The 21,339-nt window shown below is 62.0% G+C and carries 18 protein-coding genes; 15 read left to right on the forward strand and 3 right to left on the reverse strand.

What is annotated here, in order from left to right; genetic code table 11:
- Nucleotides 1–176: 176 nt before the first annotated feature.
- A complete protein-coding gene (locus A7317_RS14065) occupies nucleotides 177–875 on the forward strand; it encodes a dienelactone hydrolase family protein (RefSeq protein WP_069076090.1) in 699 nt (232 codons plus the stop codon).
- A gap of 76 nt (nucleotides 876–951) precedes the next feature.
- Complete coding sequence (locus tag A7317_RS14070; RefSeq protein ID WP_069076091.1) at nucleotides 952–2,682, forward strand: HAD-IIB family hydrolase; 1,731 nt, start codon at nucleotides 952–954, stop codon at nucleotides 2,680–2,682.
- Here the strand turns inward: A7317_RS14070 and A7317_RS14075 are convergent.
- Nucleotides 2,660–3,229 carry a GNAT family N-acetyltransferase gene (locus tag A7317_RS14075; RefSeq protein WP_069076092.1) on the reverse strand — a complete coding sequence of 190 codons (570 nt, stop codon included), beginning with the start codon at nucleotides 3,227–3,229 and terminating at the stop codon, nucleotides 2,660–2,662. The genes A7317_RS14070 and A7317_RS14075 overlap by 23 nt on opposite strands.
- A 234-nt stretch (nucleotides 3,230–3,463) precedes the next feature.
- Between A7317_RS14075 and mgtA the strand changes: the two genes are divergently transcribed.
- The gene (gene mgtA / locus A7317_RS14080; RefSeq protein WP_081329197.1) at nucleotides 3,464–7,051 is read left to right on the forward strand and encodes a magnesium-translocating P-type ATPase; all 3,588 of its coding nucleotides are present in this window, start codon (nucleotides 3,464–3,466) and stop codon (nucleotides 7,049–7,051) included.
- 11 nt (nucleotides 7,052–7,062) lie between these two features.
- Here mgtA and A7317_RS14085 read toward each other — a convergent pair whose 3' ends face one another.
- Nucleotides 7,063–7,560: a BCAM0308 family protein gene (locus A7317_RS14085; RefSeq protein ID WP_024075497.1), complete on the reverse strand. Its 498-nt coding sequence runs from the start codon at nucleotides 7,558–7,560 to the stop codon at nucleotides 7,063–7,065.
- A 244-nt stretch (nucleotides 7,561–7,804) separates the two neighbouring features.
- On the opposite strand from A7317_RS14085, the gene groL reads away from it, so the two are divergent.
- From groL to A7317_RS14110, 5 genes are all read left to right on the forward strand, one after another.
- On the forward strand, nucleotides 7,805–9,424 hold the full coding sequence (groL, locus tag A7317_RS14090) for a chaperonin GroEL (protein ID WP_024075496.1): 1,620 nt from the start codon (nucleotides 7,805–7,807) through the stop codon (nucleotides 9,422–9,424).
- A 92-nt stretch (nucleotides 9,425–9,516) separates the two neighbouring features.
- Nucleotides 9,517–10,074 carry a nitroreductase family protein gene (locus A7317_RS14095; protein WP_069076093.1) on the forward strand — a complete coding sequence of 186 codons (558 nt, stop codon included), beginning with the start codon at nucleotides 9,517–9,519 and terminating at the stop codon, nucleotides 10,072–10,074.
- Between the two features lie 191 nt (nucleotides 10,075–10,265).
- A complete protein-coding gene (locus tag A7317_RS14100; protein WP_306661580.1) occupies nucleotides 10,266–10,805 on the forward strand; it encodes a Spy/CpxP family protein refolding chaperone in 540 nt (179 codons plus the stop codon).
- A 114-nt stretch (nucleotides 10,806–10,919) separates the two neighbouring features.
- A complete protein-coding gene (locus A7317_RS14105; RefSeq protein WP_069076095.1) occupies nucleotides 10,920–11,804 on the forward strand; it encodes a universal stress protein in 885 nt (294 codons plus the stop codon).
- A gap of 57 nt (nucleotides 11,805–11,861) precedes the next feature.
- A complete protein-coding gene (locus tag A7317_RS14110) occupies nucleotides 11,862–12,569 on the forward strand; it encodes a phosphoribosyltransferase (RefSeq protein ID WP_069076096.1) in 708 nt (235 codons plus the stop codon).
- A gap of 17 nt (nucleotides 12,570–12,586) precedes the next feature.
- Here the strand turns inward: A7317_RS14110 and A7317_RS14115 are convergent, their stop codons facing one another.
- On the reverse strand, nucleotides 12,587–13,954 hold the full coding sequence (locus tag A7317_RS14115) for an erythromycin esterase family protein (RefSeq protein WP_081329198.1): 1,368 nt from the start codon (nucleotides 13,952–13,954) through the stop codon (nucleotides 12,587–12,589).
- Between the two features lie 141 nt (nucleotides 13,955–14,095).
- On the opposite strand from A7317_RS14115, the gene A7317_RS14120 reads away from it, so the two are divergent.
- From A7317_RS14120 to A7317_RS14150, 7 genes are all read left to right on the forward strand, one after another.
- Complete coding sequence (locus tag A7317_RS14120; protein ID WP_069076097.1) at nucleotides 14,096–14,734, forward strand: c-type cytochrome; 639 nt, start codon at nucleotides 14,096–14,098, stop codon at nucleotides 14,732–14,734.
- A complete protein-coding gene (gene polX / locus A7317_RS14125) occupies nucleotides 14,731–16,551 on the forward strand; it encodes a DNA polymerase/3'-5' exonuclease PolX (RefSeq protein WP_069076098.1) in 1,821 nt (606 codons plus the stop codon). Before A7317_RS14120 ends, polX begins: the two co-directional genes overlap by 4 nt.
- A gap of 102 nt (nucleotides 16,552–16,653) precedes the next feature.
- On the forward strand, nucleotides 16,654–16,908 hold the full coding sequence (locus tag A7317_RS14130; protein WP_024075488.1) for an Lpp/OprI family alanine-zipper lipoprotein: 255 nt from the start codon (nucleotides 16,654–16,656) through the stop codon (nucleotides 16,906–16,908).
- A 115-nt stretch (nucleotides 16,909–17,023) separates the two neighbouring features.
- A complete protein-coding gene (locus A7317_RS14135) occupies nucleotides 17,024–17,743 on the forward strand; it encodes an ABC transporter ATP-binding protein (RefSeq protein ID WP_024075487.1) in 720 nt (239 codons plus the stop codon).
- The gene (locus tag A7317_RS14140) at nucleotides 17,740–18,627 is read left to right on the forward strand and encodes an efflux RND transporter periplasmic adaptor subunit (protein WP_024075486.1); all 888 of its coding nucleotides are present in this window, start codon (nucleotides 17,740–17,742) and stop codon (nucleotides 18,625–18,627) included. The genes A7317_RS14135 and A7317_RS14140 overlap by 4 nt, the downstream gene beginning before the upstream one ends.
- Nucleotides 18,627–20,114 carry an efflux transporter outer membrane subunit gene (locus A7317_RS14145; protein WP_069076099.1) on the forward strand — a complete coding sequence of 496 codons (1,488 nt, stop codon included), beginning with the start codon at nucleotides 18,627–18,629 and terminating at the stop codon, nucleotides 20,112–20,114. The genes A7317_RS14140 and A7317_RS14145 overlap by 1 nt, the downstream gene beginning before the upstream one ends.
- Nucleotides 20,072–21,253, forward strand: coding sequence for an ABC transporter permease (locus tag A7317_RS14150; RefSeq protein ID WP_237141791.1), 1,182 nt, complete (start codon nucleotides 20,072–20,074; stop codon nucleotides 21,251–21,253). The genes A7317_RS14145 and A7317_RS14150 overlap by 43 nt, the downstream gene beginning before the upstream one ends.
- Nucleotides 21,254–21,339 lie beyond the last annotated feature (86 nt).

Below are 21,339 nucleotides of genomic sequence, written 5' to 3' on the forward strand. Positions count from 1 at the left end.
GGCCCCTCGATCGGCGCGGGTTTGATTTTTATCAAGGAGCGCTTGCCAAAAAAAGGCAAGTTAGCCCGCAGCGGCTCCAGGTCGGCAGGGTGATCGACTTGATGAAAGAACAAAGATGAAGCCACGTCTGAAGTACCTTGCCCCCCCAAAAGATTACATACGAAGGTATTCAACCAATGGCTTCTCCCGCTGGCGTTACGGTCTCTGGGCTCCAATACAGGAAGTTCAACTTTTCCGGCTTTGAGCTGGCAGGTGATTTGCGATTGCCGCCAGGCACCGAGCGCCTGGTCATTCTGGTGCATGGGAGCGGCGGGGGCCATTCCAACCCGCGCAACCACTATATTGCGGAGTACCTGGCTCGCCACGGCATGGGGACCTTGATGCTCGACCTGCTGACGCGGACCGAGCAACGCTGGGATAACCTGACCGGCGTGCTGCGCTTCGACATTTCCTTGCTCGCCGATCGACTGACCAGGGTCATCGAGGCGATTGCCCACGATGCCGAGTTACGCCCGCTCGCCCTGGGGTTGTTCGGCGCCAGTACGGCCGCGGCCGCCGTCTTGGTCGCCGCCACCCGTGCGGCCACGGTACAGGCGGTTGTCAGCCGAGGAGGGCGCACCGATCTCGCGGCGCAGGTGTTGCGCCGGGTCAGGGCGCCCACCTTGCAAGTGGTCGGCGCGCAGGACCCGGTGACCCTGCACGTGAATGAACAGACCTGCCGGGCGTTGCACTGCACGCAACACCTGGAGGTCGTGAAAGGGGCCACCCATCTGTTCAAAGAACCAGGCGCCCTGGCGGACGTGGCGAGGTTGACCGGCAATTGGTTTGAAAAGTACCTGCACCCGAACCCTTGCCCACCCCTCCATAGGCCCTGAACGTGAAGTTCGCGCCCTGAGCGATGGCCCACCAATCGGCCGGTTTTCGTCGAGGTCAACCCCTCAAGGAGCACCCATGCACTTCTTAGCCTTGGCGGTCGACTATGACGGCACTATTGCCGAAAACGGCAGCGTCCCACCGGAAGTCTGTGCTTCACTCGCCGCCCTGAAACACAGCGGTCGCAAGCTGCTGTTGATTACCGGCCGCGAGTTGCAAGCGCTCAAGCACCACTTTGCGCAACTGTCGCTGTTCGACCTGGTCGTCGCGGAAAATGGCGCGCTCTTGTATGACCCCACTACCGATACCGAGGAACTCATCGCAGATCCCGCCTCGACCGAACTGGTGGGGCGCCTGCGCGAAAAGGGGGTGTCGCCCTTGTCCGTCGGCCGGTCCGTGGTCGCCACCTGGCACCCGTTCGAAGAGGCGGTGATCAGTACCATCCGCGAGCTTGGCCTGGAGCTGCAGATCAGTTTCAACAAGGATGCGATCATGATCTTGCCGTCCTGTGTGAACAAAGCCTCGGGCCTGAGTGCCGCGTTGTCGAGGCTGGGGATCTGCGAGCTGAACGTGGTGGGGGTGGGCGATGCTGAAAATGACCACGCGTTTCTGGCACTCTGCGGCTGTGCGGCGGCGGTGAGCAATGCCATTGAATCGATCAAGGCGCGCGCTGATATCTGCCTGACACAGGATCATGGTCGGGGTGTCTGCGAGCTGATAGAAAGGCTGCTGCAACAAGACGCGGCGCTGGGCAAGATCGAACGCATCGGCTTGCGGTTGGGCCAGACCGACGATGAGCGTCCGGTCTGGCTACCGCCAGGCTCGGTGTTGCTGATCATTGGTAATTCGGGGTCCGGCAAATCGAGCTACGTGACCTGGCTGACAGAACGCATGGTCCAGGCGCGCCAGGATTTCTGCATCATCGATCCCGAGGGCGATTACCTGTGCCTGGAGGACGCGGTTACCGTGGGCGGCCTCACCACGCCCCCCACGACAGAAGAATCACTGCGCCTTCTGTTACAGGCCCGGCTCAACGTAGTAGTGAGCACGCTCGCCCTGGACCCGCCCGCCCGGGTGCAACTGTTTGGCGAACTGCTGCCGTTTATCCAGCGTCTACGGAGCACATCCGGTCGACCCTACTGGCTGATCGTGGACGAAGCCCACTACATGCTGCCTCAGCGCGCGGTGTGGCCCTTGGGGTTTCTCGCCAATATGGGGGCGATCATCGTGGCCCTGGACTTCGACCAAGTCTGCCCGGCGTTGCTCGAAGGGGTCGATATGCTGGTGACCCTGGGCAGCACCGCGAGGGAATTGGTCCAACGCTTCGCCCATCACACGCAGCGAACGTGCCCCGCGTTCCCGGCACACCCACCGGGGCTTGAACCGGTATGCCTCTGGGACCTTCATCATGGTGAAGCGGTTGTGCTTCTGGAGCAGTTGCAGCCGCATCAAAAGCATCACCGCCACAGCGGCAAATACGCTGCCGGCAATGTCGGCGCATGGCGCGCGTTTTACTTTCCCGCGCTGGGCAAGCACGCGTCCAACCTGACGGAGTTTCTATCCGCGCTGGCGCAGCTGGACGCTCGGGCGTTTGGCGAACATCGAAGGGCCGGGGATTTTTCCAACTGGTTCCGCGAGGTGATTCGCGACGATGTCCTGGCCAACAAAACCCGCCTGATTGAAAACGACGACGCGGTATCCATCCCGGTGGCGTTGGAACAGATCAGCCGCCTCGTGCAATCGCGCTACCACCTTGAGCAGGTTGATGCGCCGGGAGCCGCCCCGGTCACAGCGCCAACTCATGAATAATGCGATCGAAATCACGCCCCTGGTACACCGAGGTAAAACCCGACTGCTTATACAAACCATGAATCGGGTAATCGGTCGATAAATCCGTCGAGCGCATCACGCTGAAGCCGTTGCGCCTGGCCGCGTCAATCAGGTGCCCCAGCAATAAATGCCCCAGCCCCTTGCGTAGCCAGGGGTCGGCGACGGCGACCGCGCAGTCGCAGCAGTCGTCTCTATCCATGGCTTGCCTGTAGCGGCTGACGCCAATGACCTGCAATTCGCCGTCATGGTGGATCAAGGCGAGATAACCCCGGCTGATATCCCCCGGGACGCTCAGCAGCGAGTCGATGATGCGCTCGTCGACATGGGTCACCGCCCCCAGGAAACGGAAGCGCAGTGACAGCGGCGACAAACGCTGGAAGAAGCGCAGCAGGCGTGCGTGATCGTCGGTCGACAGCGGACGGATCAGCACATGCGTTCCGTCGCGCAGTTTCTCCAGCCAGTGCTCTTCGGGTGACGCTTGATCCATCTCGGCGATGAGCGCGGCAGTGTGCGGGTTGGTCAGCATGGGGGGGGCTCCAGTGCAGGGCAGGTAGTGAAGTCGGTGGCCTCGCGGAACGACCTGCATCACAGTGCGGCTTCGGCAGCGCGGGCTTATTGATTAAAGTCACAAAGCCCGGCGCAAAGGGCCCGGCCATCCCGATAGCGGCACGGTCAATCCGGGGTGTTTGACCTGAATCAAACGCACGCCTGGCCGCCGCGGCAGAATCGGACACTCCGCTGGTTCGATCCGGGGCACGGCATGTCTGTCAAACCGTCCATTCCAGGTGTCACCCATCCCCCTGCGCGTGAAGAAAAACAGCCTTACAGCCGTTCTGCGCTGTGGCTGACCTGGCTGCTGGGCGCGGCGATGTTTGCGACCGTGGTCGGCGTGGCGTTGCAGTTCACCGACGTTGAATCCTTCACCCAGTTACTGACCCAGGCCGAACCGTTGTGGCTGCTGGCTGCGCTGGGTTTGCAAGCCTTGACGTATATGGCGCAGGGGCAGGTGTTTCGGCTGGTGCTCAAGGCCGGGGCACACCGGCTGTCGCTGTGGGACGCGGGCAAGCTCAGCCTGATGAAGCTGTTTGTCGATCAAGCCCTGCCGTCCTCCGGTATCAGTGGCGCCTTTGCGGTGGTGGCGTCGTTTGTGCGCCTGGGGTTTGCCAAACCGGTGGTGCTGGCCAGCCTGGTGCTGGATTTATCCGGCTATTTCCTCGCGTATGCGCTGTCGGTCGGCGTGGCGTTGCCGGTGGTGATCTTGCAGGGGCATGCGACACCCACGGTGATGACGACGTGCCTGGTGTTTGTCGCCGTCAGCCTGGTATTGGCCGTCGTCACGCCCAGGCTGGCCGGTAGTACCCACCTGGCGGCGCGTTTACCGGGGCAACGCTTTGCGATGGTTGCCAGGATCGTTTCATTGCTCACGGGCGCCGACCGCCAGTTGGTGCGCAGCCGAGGGTTGCTGTGGCGCATTACCGTGCTGGAACTGGCAATCATCCTGTTGGACAGCGCCACCTTGTGGGTTCTGGTGCGTGCGCTGGGGGTGTCCGCACCGCCGTTGGGGTTGTTTGCCGGATTTATGCTTGCCAGTGTGCTGCGCAGTATCGGCATTGTGCCGGGCGGTCTTGGCGCGTTCGAAGCCGCGGCGGTGGTGACGCTGCATTGGGTGGGGGTGAATGTTGCCGTGGCGCTGTCCGCCACCTTGTTATTCCGGGGTCTGACCTTCTGGTTACCGATGTTGCCGGGCCTCTGGCTGGCCCATTGGGAATGGCAGTCCTCCGCCAGGCAACCCGTGCACTTGGTCGACGCCGATTACTGGAGCCCAGCGCTCAGCCAGGTATTGAGCAGCCTGCGCAGCACGCCCCAAGGTTTGAGCCATGCCCAGGCCCGCGCCCGCCTGCGCAGGGCCCCGCCCCAGGCCAAGGACCGCCCGCAAGGCCTGGGCAGGCTGGTGCTGGAGCAAATGCGCACGCCCTTGGTGTTGATTCTGATGGTGGGTGCGCTGGTGGCCGTGGTGGTGGGGGACTGGCTGGATGCGGCGATTGTTGGCTGCATTGTGCTGATCAGCGCGGTACTCAGCGCCTGGTATGAAAGCCGCGCCAGCCACGCGGTGGAACAACTGCGCAGCAAGATCGCGCTACGCGCCACGGTGCGGCGCGCGGGCAAACCCGTGGACGTTGCCGCCAGCGAGGTGGTGCCAGGGGACATTCTGCTGCTCAGCGCGGGCAGCCTGATCGCGGCGGACGGGCGAATCTTGCAGGCACTCGACTGTTTTATCGGCGAAAGCCTGCTCACGGGCGAAACCTTCCCGGTGGAAAAGCTGGCGGGGGACTGTGCGCCGGATGCCACCTTGGGGCAGCGCCACAATTGCGTGTTCATGGGCACCTCGGTGCGCAGCGGTACCGCCGAGGTACTCGTCACGCGCTATGCCGCGCAGAGTGAAATCGGCCGTATCGCCAAGACCCTGGCGCTGCGCCCGCCCGAGACCGAGTTCGAGCGCGGCCTGCGACGCTTCGGCGGCCTGCTGTTGCGGGTGATGCTGGTGATCACCATCGTGGTGTTCGGCATCAATATCCTGCTGCACCGTCCGACCCTCGACACCCTGTTGTTTGCGATTGCGTTATCCATCGGCCTGTCACCGGAACTGTTGCCGGCGATCCTGAGCATTACGCTGGCCAAGGGCGCGCAGCGCATGGCGGCCAAGGGCGTGATCGTGCGTCACCTCAATGCCATTGAAAACCTTGGCGCAATGGACATCCTGTGTACCGACAAGACCGGCACCTTGACCCGCGGTGTCGTGGTGCTGGACGGCGCCATGGATGTCGAGGGCCAGCCCGCCACCCCTGTGCTGCAATTGGCGGTGTTCAACGCCAGCCTGCAGACCGGCATGCGCAACGCGATGGACGAGGCCATTACCCTGGCCGGTAAAACCCTGGCGCCGTGCCCCGCGGCCAGCAAGCTCGATGAAGTGCCGTATGACTTCGTGCGCAAGCGCCTGAGCGTGGTGGTCGCCCATGCACCTGAGGCCGAGCGGTTGGTGGTGACCAAGGGCGCGCTGGATAACGTGCTCGAAGTCTGCACCCAGGTGCGTCACGGCGCGCAGGACCTGGCGCTGACCGAGGCCGAACGGGCGACGATCGCCCAGCGCTTCGCGGCGTGGAGCGAGCAGGGGTTCCGGGTGCTGGGCCTGGCCACGCGGGCCGTGCCGGACCAGCCGCACTATGGCCGGGAGGTGGAAACCGAGATGACCTTTCGCGGCTTTCTGTTGTTCTTCGACCCGCCGGAGCCGGGGGTCAAGGACACCCTCGCCAGCCTCGACAGGCTGGGGGTGCAGGTCAAGATCATCAGCGGCGACAGTCATCTGGTCGCCCGGCATGTGGCCACGGCAGTGGGCCTGCCGGTGGAACGCATCATCACCGGCGCCGAACTGTCCAGCATGAAGGACGAAGCGTTGATGCACCTGGCGCCGCTGACCATGCTCTTTGCCGAGGTCGACCCCAACCAGAAGGAACGCATCATCCGCGCCCTGCAAAAGACCGGGCATGTGGTCGGCTATATGGGCGATGGCATCAATGATGCGCCGGCACTGCAAGTGGCCGACATCGGCATTTCCGTGGACAACGCCGCCGACGTGGCCAAGCAAGCCGCCGACTTTGTGTTGCTGGAGCACAACCTCGACGTATTGCGCGAAGGCATCGAGGAGGGCCGGCATACCTTTGCCAATACCTTGAAGTACATCTCGATCGTCTCCAGCGCCAACTTCGGCAACATGATCAGCATGGCCCTGGCATCCCTGGTATTGCCGTTCCTGCCGATGCTGGCCAAGCAAATACTGCTCAACAACTTCCTGTCCGATATTCCGTCCATGGGCATCGCCAGCGACAACGTTGACCGTGAATGGGAAAGCACCCCGCACCGCTGGAACATCAGCGAGATCCGCAGCTTCATGGTGGTGTTCGGGCTGGTCAGCTCGCTGTTCGATGTCCTCACCTTCGTGGCCCTGTACCTGATGGCGCAGAAGGGCCCCGAGGTATTTCGCAGTGGCTGGTTCGTGGAGTCGCTGCTGACCCAACTGCTGACCATATTCATCGTGCGCACCTACAGGCCTTTCTACCAAAGCCGCCCGGCGCCCCTGCTGCTGGGCAGCGCCGCGGCCATCGGCCTGCTGGCTGTCGGGTTGCCCTACAGCCCGATAGCGCCGTGGTTCGGGCTGGTGCCTTTGCCACTGCCGATCCTGCTGACAGTGCTGGCAATCAGCCTGGTCTACATGGGTGCGGCTGAGTGGGTCAAGCGGCTGTTTTACCATCGCCAGCGGTTGAGTCGCGCTCGCGATACGACGTTGCGTTAACCGCGTCGGGACTATTCATTGCGTGTCCACGTAACACTCAGGCCGTACTGAGTGTCGCCGTAGCGATATTGGGCCTTGCCTTTGAACGCAGCCTCCAGCGCATGCCCCAGGCGATTCGCGAGATGAATCCCGGTGGTGGTCACCACCAGGTCGTCCTCACTATCCGTCAGGTGGATGATGCGCTCCAGCGCGTGCTCCGTTGCTTCCATTTTTTCGGTGTTTTTGATCAGGTGGATGATTTCGTCATAGTGCTTTCGCAAGAAGCTGCCCGACAGCGTCACAGTGCCGGCGGGGGCATTCTCCGCAATGCGGCGGCAGGCAGGGCAGGTCACGGATTGCGCGTTGTGGACCCCGGTATTTTCAGCTCGGTTCCAATGCCAGTTACCGGCTTCATACACCGCGTCGCACTGCGGGCACATAGCCGCCCCTTCAACCCGCTGCAGGCAATAGGGATCATGGGCCTGGGTTTTGAACAGTTTGTTTTTCTGACTCTGCTGATATTTGTCCATGGCGTTTCTCCTGGCGCATCGAGGAAAAAGTAATGAAGGCCGCGTGGATTTCACGGGTTGATTTGGACGCTGTTTGCCATCGAGCGCGTTGATTTTTATCAACTCGGGGAGCGCCCGGCGACAGTCGGTGAGCGCTTCGCGACCCGTGTCGGCAAGGCGTGTGACTTTGTTGATAAAAGTCAACCTGGTTGCCGGCGCTTCAGACAAGCATGCAGGCTCCGTCGACATGAGAGGAGACCCCCTGATGGCTCACAGTAAAATCGTGTTTCGCGCGCCTGCTCGCGAAAAAATCCTCAGTGGTGCCACCCAACTGGCGGACGCAGTGCGCGTAACGCTGGGGCCGAAGTCCAAGTCGGTGTTGATGCAGAATAAATGGGGAAACCCGACGGTCTGCAATGATGGGGTCACGATCGCCAAACGCGTTGACCTGCAAGACCCCGAGGAGAACCTCGGCGCGCAGATGCTGCGCCAGGCCGCGGAGCGCACGGGTGAGGCGGTCGGCGACGGGACCAGCACGTCAACGGTGCTGGCCCATGCCATCCTGGCCGATGGTATCCGCAACGTGGTGGCCGGGGCCAGCGCGATCGACCTCAAGCGCGGCCTGGACCGTGGCCTGTTGCTGGTCGTGGAATCACTTGCCGCGCAGTCTCGCCCTGTCAGTACGCCCAAGGAGAAGGCCCAGGTCGCGACGCTGTCAGCCCATAACGATCCCGTCATCGGGCAACTGGTGGCTGACGCCCTGGAAAAGGTCGGGGTCGAGGGCGTGGTCAGCGTCGAAGAGTCCAAGACCACCGAAACGGTGGTCGAGGTCATGGAAGGCATGCGCTTTGATCGGGGGTATGTCTCGCCGTATTTCGTCACCGACACCGAAAAGATGCAGGTCGAACTCGAAGATGCCTGCCTGCTGCTCTGTGACCACAAGATCGGCGTACTCAAAGACTTGCTGCCGTTGTTGGAACAGGTCGCCAAAAGCGGTCAGCCCCTGGTATTGATCGCCGATGACATCGAAGGTGAAGCCCTGACCACCCTGGTCGTCAACCACATTCGCGGCGTGCTTAAAGCCGTGGCGATCAAGGCCCCTGGCTTTGGCGATCGACGCAAGGACATGCTGCAGGACATGGCCGTATTGACGGGCGCCACGGTGATCTCCAACGAACTGGGGATCAGCCTCGAGCAGGTCCAACTGCAACAGTTGGGCCGCGCGCATCGGGTTGTGGTCTCGAAGGACAGCACCGCGCTGATCGGCGGCGCCGGTACCCGCAAAGCCATCGACGCACGCCTGCAACAGATTCGCGGGCAAATGGCGGCGACCAGCAGCGAATATGACCGTGAAAAGCTGCAGGAGCGGCTGGCCAGGCTATCCGGCGGCGTCGCGGTGATCCGCGTCGGCGCGCCGTCCGAGGCTGAAATGAAAGCGCGCAAGGACGCCCTGGACGATGCTATTTCGGCGACCCGTGCAGCCATCACCGAAGGGATTGTCCCCGGCGGCGGCCTCGCGCTGCTCAAGGCCGTGCCGCTGATCGCCGCCGATGAAACCCAGGTGGAGGGCGATGCGCGCACCGGCCTGCAGATACTGCGCCGGGCGTTGGAAGCGCCGGCGCGGCGCATTGCGGAAAACTCGGCGGTAGACGCCGGCGTGGTCGTTGCGCGCATGCTGGCGGAGCCCGGAAACATTGGTTTTGATGCCTCCGCCAATGCGTATGTCGACATGTATGAAGCCGGCATTATCGACCCGACCAAAGTCGTGCGTATTGCCTTGGAGAACGCGGTGTCAGTGGCCAGTATCCTGCTGTTGACCGAGGCCACCATCACCGATATCCCAGAAAAAGAAGCGCCAGCCCAACCGTCGTTCCCGGACGCTTGAACGCCGGGGCGCGCCTGGTTTTTTATTCGAGTCACCCGAGCGTTCGTCCAGGCGGACACCGTGGTGAAACACCCTCATGGAGGCCCGCACACATGAACCTGACCAAAGCCATTGCCGGCCGGCGCTCGACACGTGACTACACGACAGAAGCCGTCGATGAAAAACTCATTCTTCGTTTGATCGACGCCGCCGTCCAGGCGCCCAGCTCGATGAACCAACAACCCTGGACGTTCACGGTGATCCGTGACCAGGCACTGCTGGAGCGGATTTCCCAGGAAGCCAAGGCCTGGGTGCTTGCCACGACTCCGGTGGGAGAGCACTCCAGTCACTTCCAAACGTTGCTCAGTGATGAAGACTTTCAGCTTTTCTACCACGCACCGGTATTGATACTGATCTCCGGTAACGAGCCCAACCAGTGTATTGAAAACTGCGCCCTGGCTGCCGAGAACCTGATGCTGGCGGCTTATGCCGAGGGGCTTGGAACCTGTTGGATCGGTTTCGCCCAGGGCTATCTGAATACGCCGCAGGGTAAGCACGCATTGGGGCTTCCCGCCGAATGGACGCCTGTGGCCCCAATCATCGTCGGTCATCCAAAGTCTGCGCCCGCGCCTATCGCGCACAAGGCGCCGTCCATTCACTGGATAGGCTGATCAGAGGGCGGTAGCCACGGTCGATCCTGCGTCGGGTTTGTCTATGGGTTTTCTGATGTGGATCAGCTCCGTTGCCAGGGCGGCTCCTATGCTTGAAATGCCCCATAACGTCGAGATGAACTGAAATGAACAGACCGCGCTTGATTGGCCAGTGTTTGTTGATCACGGCAAGCATTCTGCTGTTACCGTCCATGAGCGTCTTCGCCAACCCGGTGATGCCGGGCCCCGGTCCTGGTCCGATGTTTCATCACGCCGCCGGTTTCGATTGGGTCAAGCACACGCAGCGGACCCTGGACGACCTCAAGGGCAAGCTGATGCTCAAGCCGGAACAAATGCCCGCGTGGGAAACCTGGGCATCGGGCGTCATCACCGATGCCAATCAGCAAGCCGACAAGGGCAGGGCCGCCGACAGTGACCAAGCGCCGGCCAGGCAGGCTTCGAACAATCAAACGACGCCTGAACGGATGGCAAACGGCATCGAGCGCCTGCGCGTGCAAACCAACTGGATGCAGGCGCAATTGGTGCGCCTGGATGCCGCCCAGGCTCGGACCCAGACCTTTTATGACGCCTTGGACGCGCAGCAAAAAACCATTTTCGACCTGTTCTGGCGCGTGATGCACCGCAGAATGGCCGGTCAGGCTGCGTGGCAGATGCCCATGCACATGCCCATGCAGATGTCATGGCCGACAACCAACGACATGCCCTGCCAGATAAGCCAGCCCCTAGAGTAATGCGCGGCGCCATGGGGTGAACATCATGAACATTGCGCAGGGTTCCCGCGATACCGCCTGGCCCGATACGTGGAAGCGCCGGGGTGGTTTTTCCTTCCTGTCTGGAGATCGATCATGAGCCAATACACCTGCTTGTTACTGATCATCAACCCCGCCCTGCGGGATGCCTCGGCGATTACCCATGCCGGTGCCCTGGCCAAGGCCAGTGGCGCGAGCCTGCACATTGCCGCGTTGGCAAAACCGCTGGAAATATTGGCGTTGCTGGAAGGCGACGTGCGCGACCGAGCCCGCGAAAGCTACCTCGAGGATCACCACCACTGGCTGGAAGCCCAGGTCAAGAGTCTCCACGCGCTTGGCCTGAACGTGACCACGCAGGTGGCATGGGCCACTGACATCAAGCGAGACATCCTGGATTACGTCAGCGAGATGCAGCCCGACCTGTTGATCAAACAGGTGCAGCACGAGTCTGCGCTCAGGCGCGCGTTTTTCACCCCGCTGGACTGGCAGTTGCTGCGCGAGTGCCCGATTCCTGTGTACCTGGTCGGCGGCCGGGACCATGCCTTGCCGCGTATCGTCGTGGCTGCGGTTGACGTGTCGGATATCCAGCAGGCGAACAGCGAGCTGAACGCGCGCATCATTGATCAGGCCATCAACCTGGCCCTGCAATGCAATGCTGAGCTGCACATGCTGTATGCCTGCGATATGTCCGCGCTGTACATGGGCGACATGGGCGGTATGGCGCTTTCCAACCTCAGCAAGGAGCTGGCGAGCAACGAGGAAAAAAGATTCCTCGAACTGGCCAAACGTTATGGCGTGCCGTCGGACCGTCATCACTTCGTGTCGGGCAACCCGGTTGCGGTGCTGAGTCAATTCGCCAAGGAACACCAGGTGGATGTGATCGTGATGGGCCGGGTCCAGTACCGCGGCATCGAGAAGCTGCTCGGCAGTACCACTGAACACATCCTCTACCAAGTGCCTTGCAGCGTACTGGCGGTCTAGCGCGGCGAAGGCCCGGTGTAATCAACCAACAGGCGCTAGCGTCTGATGAGGTGCCCCATGATTCATAGCCCTTCACTGCAAACCCTCTGGCCCGATCGGTCGGTGGCCGGTCAAGGCCTGGTGGAGCCGTTGCTCAAATACGCAGGTCAAGCCGATGTCATCATCCTCGCCTTACCCCGTGGCGGAGTCCCCGTGGCATATGAGGTGGCTACCGCCCTGCAGGTGCGCCTGGACCTCCTCGTGGTACGCAAGCTCGGCATGCCGTCCCATCCGGAATTCGCCATGGGCGCCATTGCCAGTGGCGGTATCCATATACGCAACGAAGAGATGCTGCGCGATCATCCGATTGATCAAGACCGTTACGACGCCGTAGTCGCCCGCGAAACACGCGAGTTATCGCGCCGTGAGCAGGTTTACCGGGGCGCCCGAGCGCCGCTGCAACTGAAGGATCAGGTGGTCATCCTGATCGACGACGGCCTGGCGACGGGGGCCTCGATGCTCGCCGCGGTCCAGGCGGTGCAGTTGCAGCACCCGGCGCGTATCGTCGTGGCGGTGCCGGTAGCGCCGCTGGAGACGGTGGAGACCCTGCGCTGTATCGTCAATGAAGTGATCTGCCCGCTGACGCCTGAGCGGATGATGTCCATCGGTTACTGGTACGCGAATTTCCCGCAGCTCACCGATCAAGAGGTCATCAAGTTATTGCAGCTGGCCTGGCAACGCGAATCGACTGAAGCGCACTCGGGGGAGAACCGCCTCGAAACCTGAACCGCGAGGAGCGAACCCTATACACCGAACGGAAAGGTTTCGTCCTCCGGTTCCAGGTGTTCGCTTTTGGGCAGTGCCAGGGCCTTCACCGCTTGCGTTTGCTCGATCCAGATCATGGCGTCGAACTGTTCGGCCAGTACCGCTTCGAAGTAGTGGCTGTCACGTTCGGTGTCGGGGCGGTAAATCACCCCAATGGCACGTTCCAGAAGGGTATTGGACAACGCGGTGCGCAGCTCGCTGCGCTGCGGGTCGCGCCAGTCGGTCAGTGACGCCGGCACACCGGCCTTGAGGAACTGATGCTCCCAACTGTCGGGACGAGAGGGCCGCACCTCCTTGATGAGCATGTCGGCGTCCCAGTCATCGGCCGCCGCCACTTGGCCACGGTCGGTGCTCATGCCGATCAACACCGCATTGCGCCCATAGGCGCTGCGGCAGAGCTGGCCGATGTTGAACTGGCCCTTCCAGCCCATTTCCGTCGCCGCGGCATTGCCGATGTGGGAGTTGTGCGCCCAGACCACGGCTTTGGCGTGTGGCCCACGATGCTCAAGCAGGGCGCGAAGGGTGTCGAACATGTGGCGGTCACGCAGGTTCCAGGAAGCGGTCGAACCACGATAAACGGCACGGTAATACTGCTCGGCTGCCCGCACCACCCGGGCATTTTGCGCGGCATTGAAAAACCCTTCGTCATCCTGGATAAGCCCGGCCAATTGTTTGGCCAGCATCACGTTGAGTTGTTCGACCACCTGAGGTTCACAGGGCATCAGGCCGTTGCGTTCGACGAAGTGACCGTACAACGCGGGATCATCCTGCCAGGGCGTCAGGCAGCCATAGCGCCGTCGTGCTTCCACGGCCAATGGCGGATCAACCTTGTCCAGATAGTGCAGCACCTCATGAATCGAGTTGCGCATGCTGTACACATCCAGGCCACGGAATTCGACGCGATCTTCGCTGGCGCGTTGATGATTGTAGCGATGCAGCCAATGGGCAAAGGCCTTGACCTCAGCGTTGCGCCACATCCAGGTCGGGAAGCGGCTGAAGATGTGGCGGGTCCACGCCGACGGGGCCAACCCTCGGACATACCGGTCGACATGGCCGGCATCGGGCCAGTCGGCCTCCACGGCGACGATGGTGAAGCCGTGCCGCTCGATCAACCGTTGAGTGATGGCGGCCCGGGTTCGATAGAAATCGCTGGTGCCATGGCTGGCCTCGCCAATCAGCACCAGCCGCGCCTCCCCATAGCGATCGAACAGTTCACCAAACGCCACCGCATCGAGTGCCGGCAGTGGCTCGGCAAATTGACGCAGAACCGGCACGATGGCCGCCCTGTCGGCCGCGCCATAGTGTTTATCCAGCAGGCGTTGGGCGGGTGTGTTCACGGCCGTCATCCTCATCCAGGGTTTGTCTATTCCTATACCCCGACCCAGGCGAATCATTGAGTTTTGTCAATAAAGCCTGCACGACCTTGAGCGAAGGTGTTTGAACCCGCTACGCGCCGACGACCGACGCTGATCATGGAGGCATGTGCCATGAGGTGCTCTATCAACCGATCACACCTGGCGCTTGCCGTCTGCGTGGTGGTGCTTGTGGGCTGTTCCGGCACCCGTGATCGGGCATCGCAAAAAACCGCGTCCATGCCCGCGCTTGCCTTGGTGAACGACGTGTGTTCCCTGTGCCACGGGCTGACGGGGGAGTCGGTGTCGCCGTCGTTTCCCAAGTTGGCCGGTCAGCAAAAAGACTACCTCAAGGCGCAGTTGACCGATTTCAAAGGCCATGTGCGCATGGATAAGGCCGCGACTCAGTACATGTGGGGCTTCACCCATTTGACCGACGCGCAGATCGCTGACCTGGCGGACTATTTTTCAAAGCAGCGGCCCATGCAGGCAGAAAGCGAAACGCCGGATGCCAGGGGCGAATGGATCTTTCGCCACGGCGTGCCGGCAGCCGGTATCGCCCAGTGCAGCGCCTGCCATGGCAGCGAGGGGCAGGGCCAAGGTCGGACACCGCGCGTGGCCGGCCAGCATGCCGCCTACCTGATCAGCCAGATCAAGGTGTTTCAACAGGCTGACCTGCGTGAGCGGGGGGACCTGGAGAGCCAGATTGCGCATACGCTGTCGGACGCCGATGCCGAGGCGGTCGCGCATTACATGGCGAGGCTGGGGCCATGAAACTCACGGCTGTACCGCCTCGGGAAGCGTTGCTCGGCGCGCCGCCCCCCACGGCCGAACGCTCGCAGGCGATCAGTAACGATGAGATTGCCGCGGTGTTTGACGATATCGCCGACCTGCTCGAGATCGATGACGCCAACCCGTTTCGCATCCGTGCTTACCGGGTGGCGGCGCGCACCGTGAGGGCGCTGACGGTCGAACTGGCGCCGCTCATCGCACGTGGCGAACCCTTGCCAAAACTGCCGGGGATTGGCGTGGACCTGGCGGGCAAGATCAGTGAAATCGCCACGACCGGCAATTGTGCCCTGCGTCAGCGCTTGCGTTCGACATTGCCGCCTGGGCTGGTGGAATTGCTGTCCATCGCCGGCCTGGGGCCCAAACGCATCAAGCACCTTTACCATGACCTGGGCATCGCCACCGCGCAGCAACTGTGCGAGGCCGCCCAGCAGGGTCATATCCGTCACGTTCCCGGTTTTGGCGAACGGCTGGAGGCGCGCTTATTGAGCGCCGCGCAGAAGGGGCTCGGAAAGGATCGCCGATTGCCGCTGGCGGTTGTCGAGCCCGTGGCGCTGCGGTTGATCGAATACTTGCGCCAACTGCCTGGGGTCGAGGATGCCCAGTTGGCTGGCAGTCTGCGGCGTATGCGCGACACCGTGGGGGATATCGACATCCTGGTGACCGCTGCGCCCTCGGTGGGTGTCACGGCGCACTTGGTCAAGCACCCGGAGGTTTCCACCGTATTGGTGAAAGGTCGTACACGGGCCAGCGTCGTGCTGGATTCCGGTCTGCAAGTGGATGTGCGGGTCGTCAAACCCGCGGACTTGGGCGCCGCGCTGGTGTATTTCACCGGCAGCAAGGCGCATAACATCGCGATCCGCAAGCAGGCGCGGGACCTAGGGCTCAAGCTCAATGAATATGGGGTGTTCAAGGGGCAGGAGCGGCTGGCGGGGGCCACGGAGGTGTCTGTTTATCAGGCGCTCGGGTTGCGCTGGATCACGCCGGAGTTGCGTGAAGATCGCGGTGAAGTGGCGGCGGCACTCAGCGGGCGTTTGCCGAGGCTCGTGGAGGTGAGTGACCTCAAGGGTGATTTGCACGTGCACAGCCTTGACTCCGATGGCGGCAATAGCCTGGAGCAGATGGCATTGGCCGCGCAGCAAGCCGGGTTGGAATACCTGGCGATCACCGACCATTCCCGCGCACTCGCAGTGGCCCATGGTCTGGCTGGCGAGCGGTTGTTGAAGCAGATCGACCAGATCGATGCACTCAACGCCCGCCTTCAGGGCATCACCGTGCTCAAGGGCGTGGAAGTCGAGATTCTCGAAGATGGCACCCTGGATCTACCGGATACGATCCTGGGGCGCCTGGATCTTGTGGTGGGGGCGGTCCACTCCCATTTCGGCCTGACACTGCGCCAACAGACTCAACGCCTGCTCAGGGCCATGGATCATCGTTATTTCACGATTCTGGCGCACCCGTTGTGTCGCCTGATCAATGAACGCGCGCCGTTGAATATGGACCTGTCGGCCATCATCAGGGCCGCCGCCGCACGCGGCTGCTGCCTGGAGCTCAACGCGCAACCCCAGCGCATGGACCTGTTCGATCTGCAATGCCAATACGCCAAAGACCAGGGCGTGCTTATCAGCATCAATTCGGATGCCCATCGCGCCACGGATTTTTCGTATTTGCGCTACGGCGTCGCTCAAGCCCGGCGTGCCTGGCTTGGTAAGGATGACGTACTCAATACCCGCTCACTGAGCGCGCTGAAGTCTTTATTGGCCAAGGCGCGGGGAGGGCGCGCCGACGCTGCCAGGGAATGATTGTTGGTCGATAGTTGACAAAAATCAGAGTGCCACCACCACAGCGCCGGATACTTGAACCGCAGCAGGTGCTTTCCTGCCATGACCTTCAAGGAGATTCCCATGAATATGCGTTTACCCGTTGTGTTGCTCAGCATCCTGTTGGCGCTGTCGGCCGGTTGCAGTAGTAAGTCCGCCAAAGAGCTGGATGCGCGCCTGGAGTCGGCCCAAAGCAATGCGCTGTCGGCGAAAGCCAGGGCCGATGAAGCCTACTCCAAAGCCGAGCAGGCGGCGGCAGCCGCCAATCAAGCGCAACAGACCGCCGACCAAGCCAATGAGCGTGCCAGCCGGGTACTCGAAAAGGCGAGCCGCAAGTAGTGAACGGTTGCAGCACCCGACGCCTCGTCGGGCTTGCTGCAAGGCCGCTCCAACGCGGGCGGCAGCGACACAGGCTTGGGTATTCCGACCGGTGCCGGGCAGGGCAGGAGAAGTCATGAGTAGCGTCCCCACCACTGCCGCCGCACACCCGGCCATCGCGTCGAACGGTCTGAGTAAATGGTTTGGCGAGGGCAGTGCGCGCATGACGGCGGTCGATCAGGTGGCGCTGGTCGCGCAGTTTGGCGAAATGGTCTTTATCGTCGGGCCTTCCGGCAGTGGCAAAACCACCCTGTTAAGCATGATCTCCGGGATATTGCGCCCCGACGCCGGCACAGTGACGATCAATGGGCAGGATATCTGGAGCCTGAGCACCGACCAGTTGGCCGAGTTGCGGCTCAACAGCATTGGCTTCGTGTTCCAGGACTATCATCTCTTCGCGCGGCTGACCGCCGCTGAAAATGTGGCCATTCCCTTGATTCTCCAGCACCACGACTGGAATGACGCAATTGCGCAGGCCAGGCAAAGCCTGGAGGTCGTCGGGCTCAAGGACCGCGGGGACATCCTGCCGGTCAAACTGTCGGGCGGCGAGCAGCAGCGTGTCGCCATCGCCCGAGCGATTGTCGGCGCCCCGCAGATATTGATCCTGGATGAGCCCACGGCGTCCCTGGATGGCGACACCGGGAAAATGATCATCGCTTTCGTCAAGGAAAAAATCCTCAATCAGCAGCGCTGCATCCTGATCGTTACCCACGATGCGCGGATCAACGAGTACGCCGATCGCATCATCTATATGGAAGACGGCCGTATCTCCGAGCCCACCAGGGCTGCGCTGTGAAAAAGCCGATCCTGTTTGCGCTGGCGATACTCGGCGTGCTCGCCGGGCTGGTCGCTGCCTACCTGTTCGGACGCACCCCTCAAACGCTGCCGCCGGCCTTTGCGCCGGCGAGCAGCAGCTACGAGAGCGCCATCTATGCCAACGGCATCATCGAAAGCGAGCAGTCCGGTGGCAGCAATATCGTGATCTATCCGCAGGTCGCCGGGCCGGTCACGCAAGTGCTGGTGCGCGAGGGGCAGACGGTCACGCGCGGCACACCGTTGGTGATGATCGATGACGCATTGCCCCGCGCCAATTTCGAACTGGCGCAAGCCAATATGAGCACGGCGCGGGATCAGTACAACAAACGCCTGGCCTCATATGCGCTGGATCCCAAGTCGATCAGCAAGGACACCCTCGATACCGCGAAGGGCACGGCGGCCCAGGCGCAGGCATCGCTCAACGTGGCCGCCGCGGCATTGGCGCAATACGTGATCAAGGCCCCCAGGAGCGGGGTCATCCTGGCGATCAACAGCACCGTTGGCAGTTATGTGTCGTCCCAAGGTGCCTACGACACCTACACCCAAGGGTTCAGCCCGCTGGTGGTCATGAGTGCCGACCAGGCGTATCTGGCCGTTCGCTGCTACGTGGACGAGATCCTGATTGCCCGGCTGCCGGCCCCCGAACACATGCGTGCGCAGATGCTGATCCACGGCACGGATATCAAGGTTCCGTTGGAGTTCGTGCGCTTGCAGCCTTACGTATCGCCGAAGATCGAGTTGTCCAATCAGCGCCAGGAAAAAGTCGACCTGAGGGTGCTAGCGGTGATTTTCCGGTTTGATAAAAAAGACCTGCCGAGGGTGTATCCAGGACAGTTGGTGGATGTCTTCATAGGTCAGAAATAATGCACAGGCTCGCTTGGTTTGGCCGCGTATGCGCCGGTTGGCTCGCCCTGAGCCTGCTGATGCTGGGCAGCGCCTGTACGGTTGGCCCGGACTTTTCACGCCCGCCGGCTCCCACGCCATCCGGCTACCTGCGCGATGCGCTGCCGAGGTCGGTCGCGGCGCAGGGGCAGGAACAACGGTTTTTGCCGGGCAGTGAGGTGTCACCGTACTGGTGGCGTTTGTTTCAGTCCGCGCCGCTGGACGCACTGGTGGACCAGGCGATTGCTCACAACATGACCTTGCAGGGCGCCGAGGCCAGTCTGCGCCGAAGCCAGGACACGCTGATGGCCGGATATGGGGTGTTCTACCCGCAGCTGGATGCCCACTTCGGTGCCGGCCGGGAACGCAGTGCGCCCATTCAGCAAGGCCAGTCGACGCCCGGCTCGGTCTTCAATGTGCTGACTTTGAGCGGCACCATCAGCTACACGCTGGATGTGTTCGGCGGTGAGCAGCGCACCGTTGAGGGCCTGCAAGCGCAGGTCGACCAGCAACAGTGGCTGATGCAGGCGGCCTACCTGACGTTGACGGCCAATGTGGTCAATACGGCCATCGCGCGTGCGGCCTATACCGCGCAAATCGAAGCCACGCAGCAACTGATTGAGCTGCAAAAGCAGCAACTTCAATCGACCCAGGCCCAGGTACGCAGTGGTACGGCGCCGTATTCCTCGAGCTTGAGCGTGCAAAGCCTGATCGCCAGCAATGAGGCGTCATTGCCGGCGTTGAAGCAGAAAGTCAGTCAGGCCGAGCATCTACTCGCCACGCTTGAAGGCGCGATGCCCAGCCAACTGTTCCTTCCCGACATCCCGCTGAGCGGACTTTCCCTGCCCAAGGACCTGCCCGTCAGCCTGCCTTCCGTGCTGGTGCGCCAGCGCCCGGATATCCTCGCCGCTGAAGCGCAGCTGCACCAGGCCAGCGCCAATATCGGGGTAGCGACGGCGGCGATGTTCCCCAGCTTCAGCCTGACGGGTACCTACGGTACCGCCGGGGCTTCCGCCGGTTCCCTGTTCGCCGGCGCCGGACGCTTCTGGAGTGTCGGGCCTTCGATGGATATTCCCGTGTTCCAGGGCGGGCGCCTGTGGTACGGACGCCAGGCCGCCATCGATGCGTATCAGCAAGCGGCGGCGAATTATCGGCAGGTGGTGCTGGAGTCTTTCGCGCAAGTCGCCGATGCCCTCAAGGCCTTGGAGTTCGATGCCCAGGCCGTGCAAAAACAAGCCGAGGCACAAGCCACGGCGCAGGAGGCATTGCGCTTGTTGCAAGCCAACTACCGCGCGGGCCTGGTGACCTACCTGGAGCTGTTGGCCGCCGACGTGCAACTGCACCAGGTGAACATCGCTTACTTGCAGGCGTTGGCCCAACGTCACCAGGACACGGTGGGGTTGTTCGTCGCCCTGGGAGGTGGGTGGTGGAACCGTCCGGACGCGGCAGCGCAAAGGCCGGCGCCATGAAGTACACCGGCATCCTGCGCATCGGCTACAAGCTGCTGGTGAATGATCGCGCCAAGTTCTCTGCGCTGCTGGTCGGGATCACCTTTTCGGTGTTCCTGATGATGCAAATGACCGCGATGTTCGCCGGCATTCTGAATCGGGCGTATTCGACGGTCACCAACATCGGGGCGCCCATGTGGATCATCGATCCGTCGGTCAACACGCCCACCATCGTCATTCCTCTGCCGGACTATTTGCTGGATGCGGTGCGCAGCATGGACGAGGTTGAATATGCCGTGCCGATTTTCATTGGCAGTGCACAGGTGCGGCTGGCCGACGGGACGTACCAGGGCGTCAGCGTGATCGGCCTGGATGATACGAGCCTGTTTGGCCGCCCGGCGTTGGAGCAGGGGGCCATCGAGGACATCTACGCCGAGAATGCCTTCATCATGGTCCACGATGCCGAGTTTTCGAAGCTGGGCAACCCCCGTATCGGCACCTCGTTCGAACTCAACGATCACCGCGGCACTATCGTGGGCATCGCTAAAGTCCTGGTCGGCGGGTTGACTGGCGTACCGACGCTGTACACCACCTACCGGCGAGCCATCGAGTACATTCCGACCACCCGTTTTACGGTCTCCTACATTTTGCTCAAGCCCAGGAGCCGTGCGGCTGAAGCCGCGATCGAGCAGCAAGTGGCCCGCCTGGGTTATGTCGCCTTGACCAAGGAGGCATTCAACCAGCGCATTGCCGATTTCTACATCTACCAGACCGGGGTGGGTACCAACATCCTGCTGATGACTGTCATCAGCTTTCTGGTCGGCCTCTCGATTTCCGGCCAGACGTTCTACACCTTCATCCTGGAGAACCTGGACAAGTTCGCCGCCCTCAAAGCCATTGGTGCCAAGAGCCGGGAGTTGGTGTACATGATCCTGTTCATGGCACTGTTTACCGCCATGACCGGTTACGGCCTGGGCATCGCCCTGGTGACCCTGCTGATCAGCGTCACGCGGACTTACTTGCCTAACTACGCGGCGATCATCACCTTCTGGAACCTCGGGTTGGCGTTTGGCATGGTGTTGTTGATCGCGGGATTTTCCAGTTACCTGGGGATCCGCAAGGTCCTGAGGATTGAGCCGTACGATATCTTTCGCGGCTGAGGCGCATGCAGCGCGGTGGCCACGCCGGAGCGTACACAAAAAAAGCCCCTGGCCGGTTTCCCGGCGAGGGGCAAGATGGCCTGGGA

Source organism: Pseudomonas fluorescens (genome assembly GCF_001708445.1).
GTDB lineage: Bacteria > Pseudomonadota > Gammaproteobacteria > Pseudomonadales > Pseudomonadaceae > Aquipseudomonas > Aquipseudomonas gorinensis.